Here is a 17263-nt window from a genome sequence, read left to right as displayed (position 1 = left end):
GCGCTGCGCAGGACGGTGACCATGCTCATCGCGCTGGCCGTCGCCGGGGCGCTCGCCCTGGTCCCCGCCCCCGCCTCGGCGGCTGCCTGTCCGTCCTCGATCGATGACGCGATCCGGGTGTCCGAGACCGACGGCGGCGAGGAGACCGCGCCCGGCGATCTCGCCCGGGCCTTCCCCGATGTGCCCGAGCTGCTCGCCCCCGGTGCGGGCGCTGACGATGCGCTGGCCATCCGCTCGATCGCCGAGGTGCCGGTGACCGCGATGCTCAGAATCGCACCGGAGACGACGCCGGTGGAGAACCCCGACCGCGATCTCCGGGTGACGATCACGTGGGCCGGTCGCACCGTCGCCGAGGGAACCTACCGCGACATCGTCGGAACGAGCATCGACCTCGGCGCCCTCGCTCCCGGCGCCCGCGAGACCCTTGCCGTCGACGTCGCGCTGCCGGCCGTCGAGGAGCGGGACAACGACACGCAGAAGCGCACGTGGCCGCTGCGTTTCACCCTCGGGGTCGGCGCCGGCGGCGAATGCGCAGACGACGATGCGCAGGCCGATGACCGAGCGGATGCAGCGTCCTCGGCCGATTCCGATTCCGGCGCAGACGACACCGCCGATGCCGATGCTGACGATACGGCCAACGCCGACGACACCGCCGGTGCCGCAGCCGATGCCGACGGAACCGACGCTGACGCCGCCGCCGGCGGAACCACCTCGGCGCAGGCAGCCTCGGCCAATGACGCCTCGGCGACGAGCACGAGCGACGGGGGAGGGGCGCTGCCGCGAACCGGTCTCGAGAGCGCCGGACTCGTCGCGCTCGCGGGCATCGCGATCGGACTCGGTGCCGTCCTCATCGCCGGCGCCCGCCGACGCCGCGCCGAGAAGGGAGAGACGACGACATGACCGTGAAACCGACCGACGTCGCGCACGCTGACGGACGTGCCGACCGCCTCGGCGCCGCCCCCGCTCACCCTGATGCTGACCCGGTGGAGAGGCGGCCCCGACCCAAACGCCGCCTGCGGACCGTCATCTCCTGGCTGTGCGGGGTGCTGCTCGCCGCGATCATCGGGGTGCTCCTCGCCTCCGTCGTCGTGCCGCTCGCCATGGGATGGGTGCCGCTCACGGTGCTCACCGGGTCGATGGAGCCGACGATCCCGCCGGGGTCGCAGGTCGTCGTCAAACCCCTGCGGCCGGAGCAGACCCAGGGGCTCGCGAAGGGGCAGATCATCACGTACCTGCGCAAGCCGGGCACGGACGACATGATCACCCACCGGATCATCGACGTCGCCGAGGTGGACGGGGAGACCGTCTACCGCACGCAGGGCGACGCGAACAACGCTCCCGACCCCGACCCGGTGCGCAGTGTGCAGGTGCGCGGCGTCGTCCGCTACCACGTCCCGCTCGTCGGCTACGTCGCCCAGCTGACGACTCCCGACCAGAAGCGCACGGGCATCTGGATCGTCGCCGGCCTCCTCATCGCCTACGCGGTGTGGGAGGTCTGCCGGCCGAAGCGGAAGGGCTCCGGCCGGCACTGAGCACCGACCCAGCCCCTTACCGGCTGAGGCGCTCCCGCCATGCGGCCATGATCTCCGGCGACGTCGGCTTCGAGACGAGCGAGCCGACGAGGTAGCCGAGCAGCGAGGCGAGCAGGCCGAAGTAGATCGCCTCGTTGGCGTAGATGTCGACGGTGATCATGATGACGACCGTCGTCACGGAGCCGAGGATCATTCCGGCCATGACGCCGACGATGGTGCCGCGGCGGAAGACGAGTCCGCCGAGGATCGGCACGAAGAGCCCGGCCACGAGCAGGTTGTAGGCGACGGTGAGGGCTTCGACGACGCTCGGCATGATGAGCGCGAGCGCCAGGGTGACGATGCCGAGTCCGATGAGGTAGATGCGCGAATCGCGCACCTCGTCACCGGTCTCGCGGACGAGCGACCGGGCGATCGTGCGCGTCGTCCCGGCAGCGGCCGCAGCATCGGCACCGCCCGTCCCCTCCGCGGACTGCGCGACCGGCACGATCTGCCGCTTCGCGAGCAGCGGCTCGACGATGTCCTGTCGGCACACGGTCGACGCGGCCAGCAGCGACCCCGATGCCGTCGACATCATCGCCGCGAGCGCCGCGGCGAGGACGAAGCCGGCGACGACCGGGGACATCGAGGCATCGACGACGGCGACGAAGACATCGTCGGGCACTGCGATGCCGGGCACGATCCGCAGCGCGGCCATGCCGATGAGCGCACCGGCGACGGCGTAGAGCAGGCAGTACACGCCTGCCGACAGCCCGCCCCAGCGGGCGACGGCCGGGGTTCGGGCGGTGAACACGCGCTGCCAGATGTCCTGGCCGATGAGGAGGCCGAGCGTGTAGATGAGGATATAGCCGAGGATCGCCTGCCAGCCGATGCCCACCGGGGACGTCTGCTCGGGCGGGAGCACGGAGAACAGCTCGCCGAGGCCGCCGGCCCGCTGCAGGACGAGCGGAAGCATGATGAGGAAGATGCCGACGGTCTGGATGAGGAACTGGACGAAGTCGGTGAGCGTGATCGACCACATGCCGCCGAGCATCGAGTACGTGATGACGATGCCGCCGCCGATGATGACCGACCAGAACCTGTCGAGGTCGAAGAGCGCGTGGAAGATCGTCGCGTACGCCACCGTCGACGTCGTCGAGATCATCAGCCCGTACGCGGTCATGATCGCCCCCGACACGAGCCGCGAGCCCTTGCCGTAGCGCAGTTCGAGCATCTGCGAGACCGTGTAGATCTCGAGCTTCTGGATCTTCGGGGCGAAGAGCAGCGAGAGCAGGATGATGCCCAGGCCGATGCTGAAGACGAGCCACATCCCCGACAGGCCCGCGGTGTAGCCGAGGCCCACCCCGCCGATCGTCGAGGCCCCGCCGAGGACGACGGCGGACATCGTGCCCGTGTAGAGCAGTCCGCCCAGCCGGCGGCCGGCGACGAGGAAGTCGTCCTGGTTCTTCGCCTTGAAACGGCCCCAGATGCCGAAGCCGACCATTGCGGCCAGGTAGACGATGACTACGAGTGAGTCCACGGTGACTCCTTCTTTCCGTGTGGGTTCTTCAGTGCCGCAGGCTCAGGTGCCGACGGTGATGTGGATGATCGTGGGAACGGTGCGGGACAGTGCCGCGGCGACGGCGTCGGGCAGTTCGGCGGGCATCTGCGACTCGGCCATCGTCACCCCGACTCCGCCCATCGACTCCCCGAGCTTCGCGAAGTCGGGGCGGGCGAGTTCGACGGCGAAGGGCGTCATGTCCCGGTCGACCATCTGCGCCTCGATCTCGGCGTACCCGCCGTTGTCGACGATGACGAAGGGGATCCCGAGGCCGAGCTCGGTCGCCGTCATGATCTCCTGGATGGAGAACATCGCCGCCCCGTCGCCGAGGAGGCAGACGACCGGTCGGTCCGGTGCGGCGAGCTTCGCCCCGATCGCGGCGGGAATCCCGTACCCGAGGGTGGCGAATCCCGGCATGTAGAGGAGCTGGTCGGGGGTGTGCGCTTCGAGCGCGTGGACCGTCCCGTCGTAGGTGACCTGGGACGAGTCCCCGGCGATGACGACATCGGATCCGGCGCCGTCGGCGACGAGGCGGGTCACCCGTGCCCCGATCGACTCGACATCGAAATCATCGGCCGAGGATTCTCTGAGCGCAGCCGTGCGCTCGGCCCCGGATTCCCCCGCCGAGGCGGTTCCCGACTCGGTCTCGGGAGCGTCGTCGAGCGCGGCGATGAGAGCCGAGAGGAACTCCCCGGCGTCGGCGCACACGAGGATGTCCCCGCGGAGGTTCTTCCCCAACTGGTCGGGGTCGATGTCGCAGCGGATGACGACCTGCTCAGCCCGGTCGTCGCGAACCCCGGGAGCCGTCTGCGCGCCGATCACCCCGCCCCACAGATCGGAGTCGGCGAGTTCGGAGCCGACGACGATGAGCACATCGGCGGCAGCCGACTCGGCCTGGACGCTCGGGAAGCGGACGTTCGATCCGAGTGAGAGCGGATGGTCCTCGGCGACGATGCCCTTCCCATTGGCGGTCGTGACGACGGGAGCGTCGATCGCCTCGGCGAGGTCCTGGACCTCAGCGGCAGCCGAGCGCGCACCGCCGCCGGCGACGATGAGCGGACGGGCGGCGCTGCGGATCGCGTCGACGGCCCGGATGACGGCCTGGCGGTCGAGTTCGGGTCGCCGCGCCGGGATCGGCGCGGGCACACTGCCGTGCCAGTCGCCCTCGAGCACGTCGAGGGGGACCTCGATGTGGACGGGACCGGGACGGGATGACGCGAACATCGCGAACGCCTCGGCGACGGCCTGGGCCGCACCTTCGGCGGTGCGGGTGCGCTGGGAGGACACGAGCAGGTGCGACAGCGCCCCGGAGGAGTCCTTCGTCTCGTGGAGCATCCCGATGTCGGCGCGTTCGAGCCCGGTGGGCACACCGGGAGAGAGGATGAGCATCGGGCGGGACTCCGCATACGCGGTCGCCGCCGCGGTGACGACGTTCGTCAGCCCCGGTCCCGAGGTCGTGATGACGACCCCGGGCTTGCCCGAGAGCAGGAAGTAGCCGTCGGCCCCGTAGCCGGCGCCCTGCTCGTGGCGGGGCGTGACTGCGCGGATCCCGAACTCCGGCAGGTGCCGGTAGAACTCGAGGTTGTGGGTGCCGGGGATCCCGAAGATCGTGTCGACACCGTGGGCGGCGAGTGCGGCGACGACGGCTCTGCCGCCGTTGCGGAAGCGATCGGCCTCAGGCACTGTGGACTCCTCCGCTCGGACCCGAGGGCTCCGTCATCCCGTTGGCGTCGGCCGCCCACAGGGAGAGGATCTCGTAGCCGGCATGGGCGGCGGCGATGCCGGTGATCTCCGCATGGTCGTAGGCGGGAGCGACCTCGACGATCTCCGCCCCGACGACGTTGAGCCCCTGCAGGCCGCGGATCGTGTTGAGCAGCTCGCGGCTCGTCATGCCGCCGGCCTCGGGGGTGCCGGTGCCGGGGGCGGCTGCCGGATCGAGGACGTCGATGTCGATCGAGAGGTAGACGGGAGCGTCGCCGAGGCGGCGGCGGATGCGGGCGACGACGTCCTGGACCGAGGTGAACTGGTAGTCGTCGCTGCGGATGATCTGGAAGCCGAGCACATCGTCGTCCTCGAGGTCCTTCTTGCCGTAGAGCGGCCCGCGGATGCCGACGTGCATCGAGGCGGTGAGGTCGATGAGTCCCTCCTCGCTGGCGCGGCGGAACGGGGTGCCGTGCGTGTAGGGGGCGCCGAAGTACGTGTCCCACGTGTCGAGGTGGGCATCGAAGTGGAGGACGGCGATCCTGCCGTGGGTCTTGTGCAGCGACCGCAGATTGGGCAGGGCCAGGGTGTGATCGCCGCCGAGGGTGAGGACCTTCGCGCCGTCGGCGCGGAGGGCGTCGGCATTCTCCTCGACCGTGGCGATCGCCTCTTCGATGTCGAAGGGGTTGACGCCGAGGTCACCGCAGTCGGCGACCTGCTGCCACGTGAACGGGTGGATGCCGGTGGCCTGGTTGTAGGGGCGCAGCAGCTTCGAGGACTGGCGGATGTGGGCCGGTCCGAAGCGGGCGCCGGGCCGGTAGCTGACTCCGGCGTCGAAGGGGATGCCGACGACCTTGACGTCGATCTTCTCGCCCGGCCGCTGGGCTTCGACCTCGTCGAGGCGCGGCAGGAGTCCGAAGGTCGGGGGGCCGGCGAAGCGCGGGGTCTGGCTGTAGTCGGCGGGGCCGAGGGGCTGAGACGGCATTGACTCTCCTTGCAGCGGGCACGACGCCGGGGAGACCGGCGCGGTTCGGGACTGATGTGCCATCAGCCTAGGACGTGTCATCCCGGTCACAGATATCCAGTCTGGACAGAAGCGACACCTCGGATGTCCACAGTGGATAGACTGGGCGTCATGGTCACCTTGGGACAGCTGTGGGCGCGGCGCGAACTCGCCCTCGAGATCGCCGTCGACCCGGTCGGAGCCCGGTCCCGGGAGGTCACGATCGTCCACTCCTCCGAGCTGCCGGAGGTCGACGAATGGCTGGCCGGGGGAGAGGTGCTCCTGACGATCGGCGTCGGCCAGGATCTCACCGCGGACTCCGCCGGCGACTACATCGCGAGACTCAAGCGGGTGGGCGTCCATGCCCTCGGCATCGGCCTGGGGCGCGACCTGCCGTCGGTGGAGCTGCCGCCCTCGCTCGTCGACCACGCCCGCGCTCACGACCTCGCGCTCTTCGGCGTGCCCGAACCCGTGCCGTTCGTCGCCGTCGTCGACGCGTTCACGCGGATGCGGGAGGAGGAGTCGAACCGTGAGGTCAGCCGGGCCGGGAGCGCGGGCCGGCGGTTCGCCACGGCGCTCGCGCGGCAGGGTCCGGCCGCGCTCGTCGCCGAGCTCTCCGCCGCCCTGGGCTCCGAGGTCCATTTCGTCTCCCCCACCGGCAGGGGTCTGACCGGGCAGAACGCCCCGGCTGACGTCCGTGCCGAACTCATCGCCGAGGCGGTCGGGACGTCACTCGCCCCGCGGCTGCTCCGTGCCGCCGGCGGTCGCTATGAGGCGGTGCCGATCGGCGATGACCGGGTCAGCGGGTGGATCCTCGCGGGGCGGGATGCGGCGGTGGCCTCGCGCACCCGGGGACTGCTGCTCGCGACCGCCGCCGCGCTCCTCGGCCTCTCGGTGATCGACCAGCCCTTGAGCCGCGGGGAGTCGACGCTGTTCTCGACCACCCTGTCGGCATCCGAGGCGCGCGCCGAATGGGTGCTGCGCACCGGCACCCCGGCGCTCTCGCGTGCCGAGTTCACGATCGTCGGCGGCGTCCGCGGGGACGGTGCCGAACAGCTCTTCGGCGATCTCGGGGGCGGCACGCTCACCGCCCGGGCCGGGTCGATGATCGGCGTCCTCCACTCCGGTGATCCCCTCGTCGCCCGGGTCGCCGAGGTGACCGGGGTCGACCGGCTGTTCGTCAAGTCGCTGCCGCTGACGCAGGTCCATCACACGTGGACGGTGTGGCGGACCCAGAACGACACGGTGAACTCCGATGTCAGGGCCCTGCTGTCGGTGATCGACGAGGCGGCGGCGGTGCGCTTCGTCGAGGAGGTCCTCGGTGCTCTGCTGGCCTCGCAGGACGGTCAGGACCTGCTGGTCACCCTCCGGTCGTTCATCGCCTCCGGCGGAGTCCGTGATGCCGTGGCCGCCGAGCTCGGGATCCACCGGCACACGGTGCGGGCGCGGCTGCAGCGGATCGAACGGCTCCTCGGCCGCGACCTCTCCCGTCCCGACACGGTCCATGCCGTCGCGATCGCCCTCGAACTCGCGGAGCTGTGAGCCCGTAGTGTCGGTGGGTCGCCGCGCCGCGATCCCGCGGCGCAGGACCCGCAGCGCTCAGGCGAAGTGCGCGGCGCGGAAGTCCGCGGTGATCTCGAGGACCCGGTCGAGACCGGCGCGATCGCCGATGCTGATGCGCACCCCGTCGCCGAGGTTGCGCACGGCCACCGCGCGGGCGACGCTGGCCTCTTCGAAGGCGTCGGAGAGCTCGCCGAGCGGCAGCCAGACGAAGTTGCCCTGCGCCTCCGGCACGTCCCAGCCCTGGCCGCGCAGCTCGGCGGCGAACCAGTCCCTGAGTTCGGCGATCTCGGCAGCGCGGGCCATCACCTCGTCCCAGTGCTGCAGTGAGGTCAGGGCCGCCGCCTGGCTGAGGTCGGTGACGCCGAACGGGATGACGGCCTTGAGCAGGCCGGCGATGATGCCGGGTGCGGCGACCGCGTATCCGACGCGCAGCCCGGCGAGGCCGTGGGCCTTGGAGAAGGTGCGCAGCAGGACGACGTTGGGGAAGTCGGCGACGAGGCCGAGCCCGTCGACGACGCCCTCGGCGGTCGCGAACTCCCAGTACGCCTCGTCGAGGGCGACGAGCACGCGATCGGGAACCTGGGTGAGGAACTCCCGGACCTCGGTCTCGCGCAGGGCGGGCCCGGTCGGATTGTTCGGGGAGCAGAGGATGATCAGAGTCGTCGCCTCGGTGATCGCCTGCGCCATCGCCGCGAGGTCGTGGGTGCCGTCGGGTCGCAGCGGCACCTCGATGCGGGTGGCGCCGGCGAGCCCCGTCGTCTGCGGGTACATCTCGAACGACGGCCGCGGGTAGATCGCCTCGGTCGTCGCATCGGAGGTGATCTGCGTGAGGGCGACGAGGAGTTCGCTGGCACCGGTGGTGACGATGAGGTTGTCGACGCTCACGCCGAGGCGGTCGGCCAGTCCCGCGCGCAGTGCGGTGGCCGCGTCGTCGGGGTAGGAGGCGGGGGAGGACACGTGCTCGGCGATCGTCTGACTGACGGCCGGCAGCGGCGGGAGGTGGTTCTCGTTCGAGGAGAGCTTGAGCGGTGCGAGCCCCGGGACCCGCTGCGGCTGGCGACCGGGAATGTAGGGCGGGAAGGTCTCGAGGGCTGCCCGCAGATGCGGGAGGCGGGCAGGCTCGACGGAGGGCTCGGGAGTCGTCATGGACTCATGATGGCACACGCTCACCACGGCTTGTCGGGCGTCGTCCGTCCTCCGCTGCCGAACGGTCCCTGCTGCTGCTGTTCGCGGTTCGAATCCTCACCGCGCTGCCGCAGTTCGTCGCGCTTCTGCTCCTCCTCGGTCTGCTGGCCCGAGTCGCTGTTCTCCGACTGGTCCTCGCTGTCCTGGTCGTTCTGACCCTGATCGCCCTGGTCGGTCTGACCGTCCGAGCTGTCACCCTCGTTCTGCTGGTCATCGCCCTGCGAGTCCTGCGAATCGTCACCGCCGGAGTTCTGATCCTGCGACTGGCCGCCGTCCTTCTTGTCCTGGACGCGTTCGGTGGCCTCGTCGCTCTTCTGCTGCGATTCGCTGTTGTCGGGGCGGCATTCGGCGGGCGCGTCGGCGAGCGTCTGCAGGGCCTGGTCGTAGAGTTCGCCGGACTTCTTCTCGTCCTGGTCGACGACCTGGTCGGCGAGCTTCTCGTAGACGTAGGAGAGGTTGATGCGCACCGCGCACTCGTCGCGCGGCGGCGTGAGGTCGAGGGCGGTCTCGAGATCCTCCTGCGCCGGTTCGAAGCTGCCGACCGCGGCCTTCGCGGTGCCGCGGTTGAAGTAGCCGATGTGACGCTCGAGCGGACTGAGGGCGAGAAACGTCGTCGCGGCCCGCTCAGCCCCGGGGAAGTCGTTCGAGTCGTACCGGACCTGGGAAGAGGCCCCGAAGTAGACGATGGTCGCGAGGTAGGCGAAGACGAGGATGAGCACGGTGCCGATGATGAGATTGACCTTCGTCACCAGGCGCCGTCGCGTCCACAGACCCGTGATCCTGTTCATGACCGTCCTCCGTTCGCCGGCTCAGGCTGAGTGCGGGCAGGTGCGCCACCGGACCCGGGACTGCCGCCGGCACCGGGACCGCCGGGACCCGCGCCGCCGGGACCCGCGCCGCCGGGACCCGCGCCGCCGGGACCGCCCCAGCCGGTGCCGCCGGGCCCCGGACCTCCCGGGTACGGCGGTGCCGCGTGAGCCCGGCGACCGCCTCGGCGCGGGGGCATGACCGAGCGGACGCGGATGAGCTCACGAACGCCGAAGACCATCTCGACGGCGATCCACGCGAAGACGAGGATGAGCGGCACCCAGAAGTACTCGTCGACGGTGAGGCGGCCGTCCTTCTGCACGAGCCGCTGATCGTAGGTCGGAGCGGTGTAGGCCGAGGCCAGCGGTGTCGAGGCGTCGCGCAGGTGGTAGGGCAGGCCGAGGTCGGAGGCGATCTGCTGGAGGTTGCCCTCGTCGATCCGCGAGATCCCCGGATTGCCCTGGGCGTCGCGGATGTACTCCTCGGTGCCGCCCTGGTCCCCGCCCTGACCCGTGCCGTCGTGGCCGCTGCCACCGGGTCCGTAGCCGAAGGGCTGGGTCTCCTTCATCCGACCGCCCTGGCTCGTGCCGTAGCCGAACACGGCGCCGCTGTCGATGCGGGAGGCGAACGACGACCACGAATCGGGGCTGCCCTGCGCGGTCTGCTCGCCGTCGCCGAAGTAGAAGACGAGTGTCTGGTTGTCGGGACGGTCCTCGGCGTTCGCGCTCATCCGCTCCTCGAGCTCGTCGCCGGCCTCGGTGATCGACGACCCGTTCGAGTTCTGCGACATCTCGGGGGAGAGGACGTCGACGGCGGAGGCGAACGCGGCATGGTCGGTGGTCAGCGGCATCGCCGTCGAGGCGGTCGAGGCGAAGGTGATGATGCTCAGGCGCGCACCGGGCAGCTGCTCGGAGAGTTCGAGCATGTCCTCTTTGACGCCGTCGAGGCGAGTGCCGTCGCCGTCGTAGTCCTCCGCAGCCATCGACGTCGTCGTGTCGACGAGGAAATAGGCGTCGGCGGCGGCCTCGTACTCCTCGGTCGTCGACTCGACGGGGAAGCCGGGCCGGGCGAGGGCGAGTCCGAGGAGGGCGACGACGCCGATGCGCGCGCCCCACTTCCATCGCGGACCGTCCCCGCGCACGAGCGGGATGATGCACAGTGCCAGGAGGATCGCGACGACGACGCCGACGCCGATCCAGCCGAAGAGCGGGTCGAAGATCATGAGCGCACCCTCCAGGCGAGGACGAAGACGCCGATGAGCCCGAACACGGCGATCGCCAGCGGCACGGCGGGCATGTCGTGGACGATCGTGTACGAGCGTCCCGGCGTGTTCTCCGCCTCCTGGCTCTGGATCTCCGAGACGATCCTGTCGATCGTCGTCGCCGAGCCCATCTCGAACTGCTCGCCGCCGGTCCGGTCGGAGACCGAGCGCAGCTCCTGGGTCTGGGTCGTCGCGAGGATCGAGGGCGGGGAGAGGCTGTAGACGCGGACGCCGGCGTCGATGGCGATCGTCGTCGCCTCGTCGAGTTCGAAGAGGGGTTCGCCGGCGAGCATGTTGTCGGTGGCGAAGACGATCGAGCGGGACCGGTCCTCGTCCTTGCGGTCGAAGTTGTCGATGCAGGACACGAGGCCGTCGCCGATGAGCGAGGATCCGCCGATGTTCGGCGGCGAGGTCGACCACGAGTAGTCGGTGCCCTCGGACCCCCAGGTCCGGAAGCCCTCTTCGGCCTCTTCGAGGTAGTTCTGCACCATGTCGTAGTCGTCGGTGAGCGGGAACGCGGAGACCGCGGTCGCGTTGAACACCGTCATCCCGATGCGCTCGCCGTCGAAGCGGTCGACGAGCTGCTGGTAGGCGGCGAGCAGATCCGCGTCGTAGCCGAGCATCGACCCGGACACGTCGAGGCAGAGCATGACGTCGCGCAGCTTCTTCTCGGGGTTGACCGTCTCGACCCACGCCGGACGCGCCACCCCGGCCAGCGCGCCGAGTCCGGTGATGGCGATGACCCCGAGGAACGCGGCCGTGGTGAGGAACTTCCGGCGCATCGCCCGGCGGAAGCCGGGCAGCTGCGTCATCCGGCCGCTGTGGGCGACGGCGAGGGAGGACTCGGTGCGCCGGGGTCGGCGGAAGACGAAGACGGCGATGCCGGCGAGGACGAGGAGGCCCAGCGCCAGCCACCAGAGCATCAGGACCATCGCGCCACCAGCTTCCTCGCCTCGGCGATCTGCGGACTGAGGTCCGTCGCCTCGTCCTCGGCGAACTCGGCTTCGTAGAGGCCCCAGAGGGAGTCGGCGAGGTCGTCGAGCCCGGCGACCGCGGCGTCACGGTAGGTGAGGTGCTCGGCTTTGACGCCCCACGCGTCGCGGGCGAACTCGCGGACGATCTTCGCCAGCTCCTTCGCGCCCTCCCGCACATCCGTCCTTCCCGCGGCGAGGTCGGATTCGACGGCGGAGATCCGCGACATGTACGTGCTGCGCACGGGGATGGGGATCCGCGACGACTTCTGGGCTCCGGCGCCCGAGGCCGCGCGCAGCAGCGGGGCGGAGAAGTTGATGAGCGCCGCGAGCAGCACGACGGCGGCGGCGACGTACCACCACACCGAGATCTGCAGCGGACCGATGAGTTCAGCGGGACCCACGACGATGCCTCCAGAGCAGTGCGTGCAGATTGCCGAGGGCCTGCTCGGGGTCGGCGACCTCGGTGTGGGAGATGCCGAGCTTCGTGAGCAGGTCGAGACGCTGACGCCGGCGGGCCGCCTCGGCGGCGACGAACTCCCCGCGCACCTTCGGATCGGACATCACCGAGATCGGCAGGCCCACCTCGGCGCGGGCGACGTCATAGGGCGCCGAGGCGGTCGCGAGCTCCGCGAGATCGGCGTCCGTGATCGTGATCCACAGCATCTCGTGCTGGGCGCGCAGGCGCTTGATCGTCGCCTCCTCCTCAGGTCCGAGCGGGGCCTGGTCGGAGATGACGACGACGAGCATGCGATGGGTGATGTGGTCGGCGATCCACTTCAGCTGGGTGTTGATCGACCCGTCGATAGGGGTGCCGGACTCGGCGAGGATCTGCTGGAGGAGGTTCTCGAGGTGGGCCTCGCTGCCCTTGCGGGGGGAGGCGATGGTCTGCTCGGCGTTGCCGTGGATGAGCATGACGTCGTCGCCGTGGCGCACTGCGAGGTAGCCGGTCATCCCCGCCATGAGGATCGCGAGGTGCCGTTTGTCCGCGCCCGCCGAGGTGATCGCGTCGAAGCCGCGCGAGGAGTCGACGACGAGGGCAAGGATGTGGCGGCGGTGGGCGACGTAGCGCTTGACGAGCGGATCGGCGTGGCGGGCGGTGGCCTTCCAGTCGATGTCGCGGATCTCGTCGCCGGGGATGTAGTCGCGCAGGTCGTCGAAGTCGAGGCTGTGGCCGTGGAAGACCGACGAGTAGTCGCCGTCGAGGAGTCTGCGCGTGCGCCGGTGGGCGTGGATGGTCATCCGCGCCTTGATCCGATTGAGCAGAGCCGTCATGTCGTCACCGGGTCACGGGGTCGGCACGGCCATGAGGAGGGCATCGACGACCTGGGCGCTCGTGATGTTCTCCGCCGCGGCCTCGAAGTTGAGCTGGATGCGGTGGGCGAGGACGCGGTGGGCGAGGTCCTTGATGTCCTCGGGGATGACGTAGTTGCGGCCCCGGATCATCGCGAGCGCCCGGCCGGCGTTGGTGAACGCGATCGAGGCGCGCGGACTGGCACCGTACTCGATATAGGGGGCGAGCCGGCCGAGGTACTTCTGCGTGTTCCGCGTCGCGTGGACGAGTTCGACGAGGTAGCGGGTGATCGACGGGTCGATGTAGATGGTGCGGGCGTAGCGCTGCATCGTCATCACGTCCTCGAGCGTGCAGCTCGCCGCCGGCACCGAGTCCTTGTCGAAGACGCCGGAGTCGAGCCGGGAGAGGATCTCGACCTCTTCATTGGGGCTGGGATGGGTGAGGAGGTCCTTGATCATGAAGCGGTCGAGCTGCGCTTCGGGCAGCTGGTACGTGCCCTCCTGCTCGATGGGGTTCTGCGTGGCCATGACGAGGAAGGGCCTGGGCAGGTCGAAGCGCTGCCCGCCGATCGTCGTCTGCCGCTCCTGCATCGCCTCGAGCATCGCCGACTGCGTCTTCGCCGAGGACCGGTTGATCTCATCGAGGAGGACGATGTTGGCGTGCACCGGTCCGAGCACCGTGTTGAACGAGCCTTCGCGGGCATTGTAGATCTGCGAGCCGATGATGTCGGCCGGCAGCAGGTCGGGGGTGCACTGGATGCGGGAGAACTTCCCGTCCACGGCGTTGGCCAGAGCCGCCGCCGCGGTCGTCTTCGCGAGTCCGGGGACGCTCTCGAGGAGGAGGTGCCCGCCGGAGAGGAGGCCGATGAGGAGGGATTCGCGCAGTCGCTGCTGGCCGACGACGAAGTGGTCGAGATAGGACTCGAGTCCGCTGAGGAGGGATTTGGCGTGCGCGATCTCCTGCGTGTTGGCCGTTGCCGTTGCCGTCATGCGTCTGATAGCCCTCTCGATGTCGTCGTGGTGCGGCGGCCGGTGCTGTGATGGCCGTCTCCACAAGGATATGGGCCGACCCTGACATGTGACTGGGTGAATCCGTGTCAGTACCGACACATAGTGTGGACACGTGGGAACAGAGGAATCGCCGAGGCGGTCGCCGGGTTGGCAGGGTGCGTCGGCTCGGTGGTCGGCTACCACGGAAAGGGGTGGTCAGAGGGGTGGAACCGATCACGCCCTGGTCGGATCCGACACGCCGAACGACATGCCCACAGGGAGGAATTTTTCCTGTGGACGACGGTGGATAACCTCCGGCCGGCGCGGTCGGGATCTCGGCGGAATCCGCGGTGTCGCCCGTGTCCGCGCAGGTGACCGAACTACACAGGTGTCGTTCACACCCTGTGGACGACTGTGGAGGGCTGAGAACACACCTTGTGGATGGTGTAAATGACACTGGTGTAACACTGGATATAGGGGTAGGGTTTTACCCGAACACAACATCTAGTGGTCACAGCCGGTCCCCTTCACCGTGATCCCTCCCACGTCGGGAGGCCGCGGAAACGGCGTGGCCGACCGTGGGAAACCCAAGCCGCAGCACAGAATCGAGGAGTCATCATGATCACCGTGTACACCAAGCCCGCTTGTGTCCAGTGCAACGCCACCTACCGCGCGCTCGATGCCAAGGGCCTGAAGTACACCTCGGTCGATCTCAGCGTCGATGAGAACGCCCTCGACGTCGTCAAGGCCATGGGCTACATGCAGGCTCCGGTCGTCGTCACCGACAACGACCACTGGTCGGGATTCCGTCCGGACAAGATCGCCGCTCTGGCCGGCCAGCAGACGACGGCGACCGTCGTGGCCTGAGATGCTCCTGGTCTACTACTCCAGCAGCTCCGAGTACACCCACCGCTTCGTCGGAAAACTCGATCATCCCGCCCGCCGTCTGCCCCTGCTGACGAAGGACGAGACGCTGCTGGTCGATGAGCCGTTCGTGCTCGTCACCCCCACCTACGGGGCCGGTCCCAACCGCGGGGCCGTCCCCAAGCAGGTGGTCAAGTTCCTCAATATCGAATCGAATCGCCGGCACCTCGTCGGCGTGATCGGCGCCGGAAACACGAACTTCGGCGCAGAATACTGCCGCGCGGCGCACAAGATCGCCGTGAAATGCCAAGTGCCCGTGCTCTATCGGGTCGAACTCCTCGGGACCCCCGAGGACGTCGCAGCTGTGAATCAAGGATTGGACAAACTGTGCGTGAGCTCGCTGAAGACCGCAATGTAGAGGACATCATCCGCGAAGAGACGGATCTCGACTACCATGCGCTCAACGCCATGCTGAACCTCTATGACGTGGATGGGCGGATCCAGTTCGAGCGCGACAAGCAGGCCGCTCGCCAGTACTTCCTCCAGCACGTCAACAACAACACCGTCTTCTTCCACGACCTCAAGGAGAAGCTCGACTACCTCGTCGAGAAGGACTACTACGAGCCCGAGGTCCTCGAGCAGTACTCGTTCGAGTTCATCGAAGCCCTGTCGAAGCGCGCGTATGCGCAGAAGTTCCGCTTCCAGACGTTCCTCGGCGCGTTCAAGTTCTACACCTCGTACACGCTCAAGACCTTCGACGGCAAGCGCTACCTCGAGCGCTTCGAGGACCGCGTCGTCATGGTCGCGCTCTTCCTCGCCCGCGGGGACGAGACGCTCGCCGAACAGCTCGTCGACGAGATCATCACCGGCCGCTTCCAGCCGGCGACCCCGACGTTCCTCAACGCCGGGAAGAAGCAGCGCGGCGAACTCGTCTCGTGCTTCCTCCTGCGCATCGAGGACAACATGGAGTCGATCGGCCGCTCGATCAACTCCGCCCTGCAGCTGTCCAAGCGCGGCGGCGGCGTGGCCTTCAGCCTGACGAACATCCGCGAGTCCGGTGCGCCGATCAAGAAGATCGAGAACCAGTCCTCGGGCGTCATCCCCGTGATGAAGCTCCTCGAGGACTCCTTCTCCTACGCCAACCAGCTCGGTGCGCGTCAGGGCGCCGGTGCCGTCTACATCCACGCGCACCACCCCGACATCTACAGCTTCCTCGACACGAAGCGGGAGAACGCGGACGAGAAGATCCGCATCAAGACCCTCTCGCTCGGCGTCGTCATCCCCGACATCACGTTCGAACTCGCGAAGCGCAACGAGGACATGTACCTCTTCAGCCCCTACGACGTCGAACGCGTCTATGGGGTGCCGTTCTCCGACATCGACGTCACCGACAAGTACGAGGAGATGGTCGACAACGCGTCGATCCGGAAGAAGAAGATCAACGCGCGTGAGTTCTTCCAGACGCTCGCGGAGATCCAGTTCGAGTCCGGCTACCCGTACATCATGTTCGAGGACACGGTGAACCGGGCGAACCCGATCGACGGCAAGATCATCATGTCCAACCTCTGCTCGGAGATCCTCCAGGTCTCCGAACCGAGCCAGTACGACGAGGACCTGGGCTACGACGTCGTCGGCAAGGACATCTCGTGCAACCTCGGCTCGCTCAACATCGCCCTGACGATGGACTCCGACGACTTCGGCCGGACCGTCGAGACCGCGATCCGCGGCCTCACCGCCGTCGCCGAGACCTCCGATATCCAGTCGGTGCCGTCGATCGCCCGCGGCAACGACATGTCGCATGCAATCGGGCTGGGGCAGATGAACCTCCACGGCTACCTCGCCCGTGAGCACGTCTACTACGGATCGGACGAGGGGCTCGACTTCACGAACATGTACTTCTACACCGTCGCCTACCACTGCGTGCGGGCGTCGATGGAGATCGCGAAGGAGCGCGGACGCACGTTCGCCGGCTTCGAGCGCTCGAAGTACGCGACGGGCGAGTACTTCGACAAGTACACCGAGGAGGTCTGGCAGCCGCGCACCGCGCGGGTCGCCGAGCTCTTCGCCGAGGCGGGCGTCCACATTCCCACGCAGGACGACTGGCGCGAGCTCAAGGCCGCGGTCGCCGAGCACGGGATCTACAACCAGAACCTCCAGGCCGTGCCCCCGACGGGATCGATCTCCTACATCAACAACTCGACCTCGTCGATCCACCCGGTGGCCTCGAAGATCGAGATCCGCAAGGAGGGCAAGATCGGGCGGGTGTACTACCCGGCGCCCTTCATGGACAACGACAACCTCGAGTACTACCAGGACGCGTACGAGATCGGCTACGAGAAGATCATCGACACGTATGCCGAGGCGACGAAGCACGTCGATCAGGGCCTGTCGCTGACGCTGTTCTTCATGGACACGGCGACGACGCGCGACATCAACAAGGCGCAGATCTACGCGTGGCGCAAGGGGATCAAGACGATCTACTACATCCGCCTCCGCCAGCTCGCGCTGCAGGGCACCGAGGTCGACGGCTGCGTCTCCTGCATGCTGTGACCGTGT

At 68.6% G+C, this 17263-nt stretch carries 16 protein-coding genes; 6 read left to right on the top strand and 10 right to left on the bottom strand.

Annotation, left to right across the window (positions count from 1 at the left end; translation table 11 throughout):
• The first annotated feature begins 15 nt into the window (after positions 1 to 15).
• Positions 16 to 900, top strand: coding sequence for a hypothetical protein (locus ACFQ91_RS16105; RefSeq protein ID WP_198499318.1), 885 nt, complete (start codon positions 16 to 18; stop codon positions 898 to 900).
• Entirely contained in the window at positions 897 to 1532 is a 636-nt protein-coding gene (locus ACFQ91_RS16100; protein ID WP_198499317.1) for a signal peptidase I, read from the top strand. Before ACFQ91_RS16105 ends, ACFQ91_RS16100 begins: the two co-directional genes overlap by 4 nt.
• Before the next feature lie 16 nt (positions 1533 to 1548).
• Here ACFQ91_RS16100 and ACFQ91_RS16095 read toward each other — a convergent pair whose 3' ends face one another.
• Genes ACFQ91_RS16095 through speB form a run of 3 tightly spaced genes read right to left on the bottom strand, consistent with a single transcriptional unit; the run spans position 1549 to position 5755 of the window.
• Entirely contained in the window at positions 1549 to 3048 is a 1500-nt protein-coding gene (locus ACFQ91_RS16095) for a sodium:solute symporter (protein WP_232623650.1), read from the bottom strand.
• A 42-nt stretch (positions 3049 to 3090) separates the two neighbouring features.
• Positions 3091 to 4752: a thiamine pyrophosphate-binding protein gene (locus tag ACFQ91_RS16090; RefSeq protein ID WP_198499316.1), complete on the bottom strand. Its 1662-nt coding sequence runs from the start codon at positions 4750 to 4752 to the stop codon at positions 3091 to 3093.
• Positions 4745 to 5755, bottom strand: a complete 1011-nt coding sequence (gene speB / locus ACFQ91_RS16085) for an agmatinase (RefSeq protein ID WP_198499315.1) — start codon at positions 5753 to 5755, stop codon at positions 4745 to 4747. Before speB ends, ACFQ91_RS16090 begins: the two co-directional genes overlap by 8 nt.
• A 150-nt stretch (positions 5756 to 5905) precedes the next feature.
• Between speB and ACFQ91_RS16080 the strand changes: the two genes are divergently transcribed.
• Positions 5906 to 7315, top strand: coding sequence for a PucR family transcriptional regulator (locus tag ACFQ91_RS16080; RefSeq protein WP_198499314.1), 1410 nt, complete (start codon positions 5906 to 5908; stop codon positions 7313 to 7315).
• Positions 7316 to 7372: 57 nt separating this feature from the next.
• Here ACFQ91_RS16080 and ACFQ91_RS16075 read toward each other — a convergent pair whose 3' ends face one another.
• The 7 genes from ACFQ91_RS16075 to ACFQ91_RS16045 are packed head-to-tail and all read right to left on the bottom strand — an operon-like array spanning position 7373 to position 13843.
• Positions 7373 to 8482: a histidinol-phosphate transaminase gene (locus ACFQ91_RS16075; protein ID WP_198499313.1), complete on the bottom strand. Its 1110-nt coding sequence runs from the start codon at positions 8480 to 8482 to the stop codon at positions 7373 to 7375.
• Between the two features lie 20 nt (positions 8483 to 8502).
• The gene (locus tag ACFQ91_RS16070; RefSeq protein WP_198499312.1) at positions 8503 to 9309 is read right to left on the bottom strand and encodes a tetratricopeptide repeat protein; all 807 of its coding nucleotides are present in this window, start codon (positions 9307 to 9309) and stop codon (positions 8503 to 8505) included.
• Entirely contained in the window at positions 9306 to 10550 is a 1245-nt protein-coding gene (locus tag ACFQ91_RS16065) for a VWA domain-containing protein (protein ID WP_198499311.1), read from the bottom strand. Before ACFQ91_RS16065 ends, ACFQ91_RS16070 begins: the two co-directional genes overlap by 4 nt.
• On the bottom strand, positions 10547 to 11521 hold the full coding sequence (locus ACFQ91_RS16060; RefSeq protein ID WP_198499310.1) for a VWA domain-containing protein: 975 nt from the start codon (positions 11519 to 11521) through the stop codon (positions 10547 to 10549). The genes ACFQ91_RS16065 and ACFQ91_RS16060 overlap by 4 nt, the downstream gene beginning before the upstream one ends.
• Positions 11512 to 11964: a hypothetical protein gene (locus tag ACFQ91_RS16055; protein ID WP_232623649.1), complete on the bottom strand. Its 453-nt coding sequence runs from the start codon at positions 11962 to 11964 to the stop codon at positions 11512 to 11514. Before ACFQ91_RS16055 ends, ACFQ91_RS16060 begins: the two co-directional genes overlap by 10 nt.
• A complete protein-coding gene (locus ACFQ91_RS16050) occupies positions 11951 to 12835 on the bottom strand; it encodes a DUF58 domain-containing protein (RefSeq protein WP_198499309.1) in 885 nt (294 codons plus the stop codon). Before ACFQ91_RS16050 ends, ACFQ91_RS16055 begins: the two co-directional genes overlap by 14 nt.
• A gap of 12 nt (positions 12836 to 12847) precedes the next feature.
• Positions 12848 to 13843, bottom strand: a complete 996-nt coding sequence (locus tag ACFQ91_RS16045) for a MoxR family ATPase (RefSeq protein WP_198499308.1) — start codon at positions 13841 to 13843, stop codon at positions 12848 to 12850.
• Positions 13844 to 14461: 618 nt separating this feature from the next.
• On the opposite strand from ACFQ91_RS16045, the gene nrdH reads away from it, so the two are divergent.
• From nrdH to nrdE, 3 genes are read left to right on the top strand one after another with little or no spacing between them, the layout of a single operon-like run.
• Complete coding sequence (nrdH, locus tag ACFQ91_RS16040; protein WP_284710982.1) at positions 14462 to 14710, top strand: glutaredoxin-like protein NrdH; 249 nt, start codon at positions 14462 to 14464, stop codon at positions 14708 to 14710.
• 1 nt (position 14711) lies between these two features.
• A complete protein-coding gene (gene nrdI / locus ACFQ91_RS16035) occupies positions 14712 to 15125 on the top strand; it encodes a class Ib ribonucleoside-diphosphate reductase assembly flavoprotein NrdI (protein WP_137826159.1) in 414 nt (137 codons plus the stop codon).
• A gap of 5 nt (positions 15126 to 15130) precedes the next feature.
• Complete coding sequence (nrdE, locus tag ACFQ91_RS16030; RefSeq protein ID WP_198501017.1) at positions 15131 to 17257, top strand: class 1b ribonucleoside-diphosphate reductase subunit alpha; 2127 nt, start codon at positions 15131 to 15133, stop codon at positions 17255 to 17257.
• Positions 17258 to 17263 lie beyond the last annotated feature (6 nt).

The sequence above is a fragment of the Brevibacterium sp. NPDC056726 genome (genome assembly GCF_042790515.1).
In the GTDB taxonomy this organism is placed as follows: Bacteria; Actinomycetota; Actinomycetes; order Actinomycetales; family Brevibacteriaceae; genus Brevibacterium; species Brevibacterium sanguinis.
This window is presented reverse-complemented; position numbering and strand designations above follow the sequence as displayed.

What these genes read in the sequence shown, in the direction of transcription:
- ACFQ91_RS16100 (WP_198499317.1), top strand. Translation starts at nt 897, where the DNA reads ATGACCGTGAAACCGACCGACGTCGCGCACGCTGACGGACGTGCCGAC.
- speB (WP_198499315.1), bottom strand. Translation starts at nt 5,755, where the DNA reads ATGCCGTCTCAGCCCCTCGGCCCCGCCGACTACAGCCAGACCCCGCGC.
- ACFQ91_RS16080 (WP_198499314.1), top strand. Translation starts at nt 5,906, where the DNA reads ATGGTCACCTTGGGACAGCTGTGGGCGCGGCGCGAACTCGCCCTCGAG.
- ACFQ91_RS16075 (WP_198499313.1), bottom strand. Translation starts at nt 8,482, where the DNA reads ATGACGACTCCCGAGCCCTCCGTCGAGCCTGCCCGCCTCCCGCATCTG.
- ACFQ91_RS16070 (WP_198499312.1), bottom strand. Translation starts at nt 9,309, where the DNA reads ATGAACAGGATCACGGGTCTGTGGACGCGACGGCGCCTGGTGACGAAG.
- ACFQ91_RS16065 (WP_198499311.1), bottom strand. Translation starts at nt 10,550, where the DNA reads ATGATCTTCGACCCGCTCTTCGGCTGGATCGGCGTCGGCGTCGTCGTC.
- ACFQ91_RS16060 (WP_198499310.1), bottom strand. Translation starts at nt 11,521, where the DNA reads ATGGTCCTGATGCTCTGGTGGCTGGCGCTGGGCCTCCTCGTCCTCGCC.
- ACFQ91_RS16050 (WP_198499309.1), bottom strand. Translation starts at nt 12,835, where the DNA reads ATGACGGCTCTGCTCAATCGGATCAAGGCGCGGATGACCATCCACGCC.
- ACFQ91_RS16045 (WP_198499308.1), bottom strand. Translation starts at nt 13,843, where the DNA reads ATGACGGCAACGGCAACGGCCAACACGCAGGAGATCGCGCACGCCAAA.
- nrdH (WP_284710982.1), top strand. Translation starts at nt 14,462, where the DNA reads ATGATCACCGTGTACACCAAGCCCGCTTGTGTCCAGTGCAACGCCACC.
- nrdI (WP_137826159.1), top strand. Translation starts at nt 14,712, where the DNA reads ATGCTCCTGGTCTACTACTCCAGCAGCTCCGAGTACACCCACCGCTTC.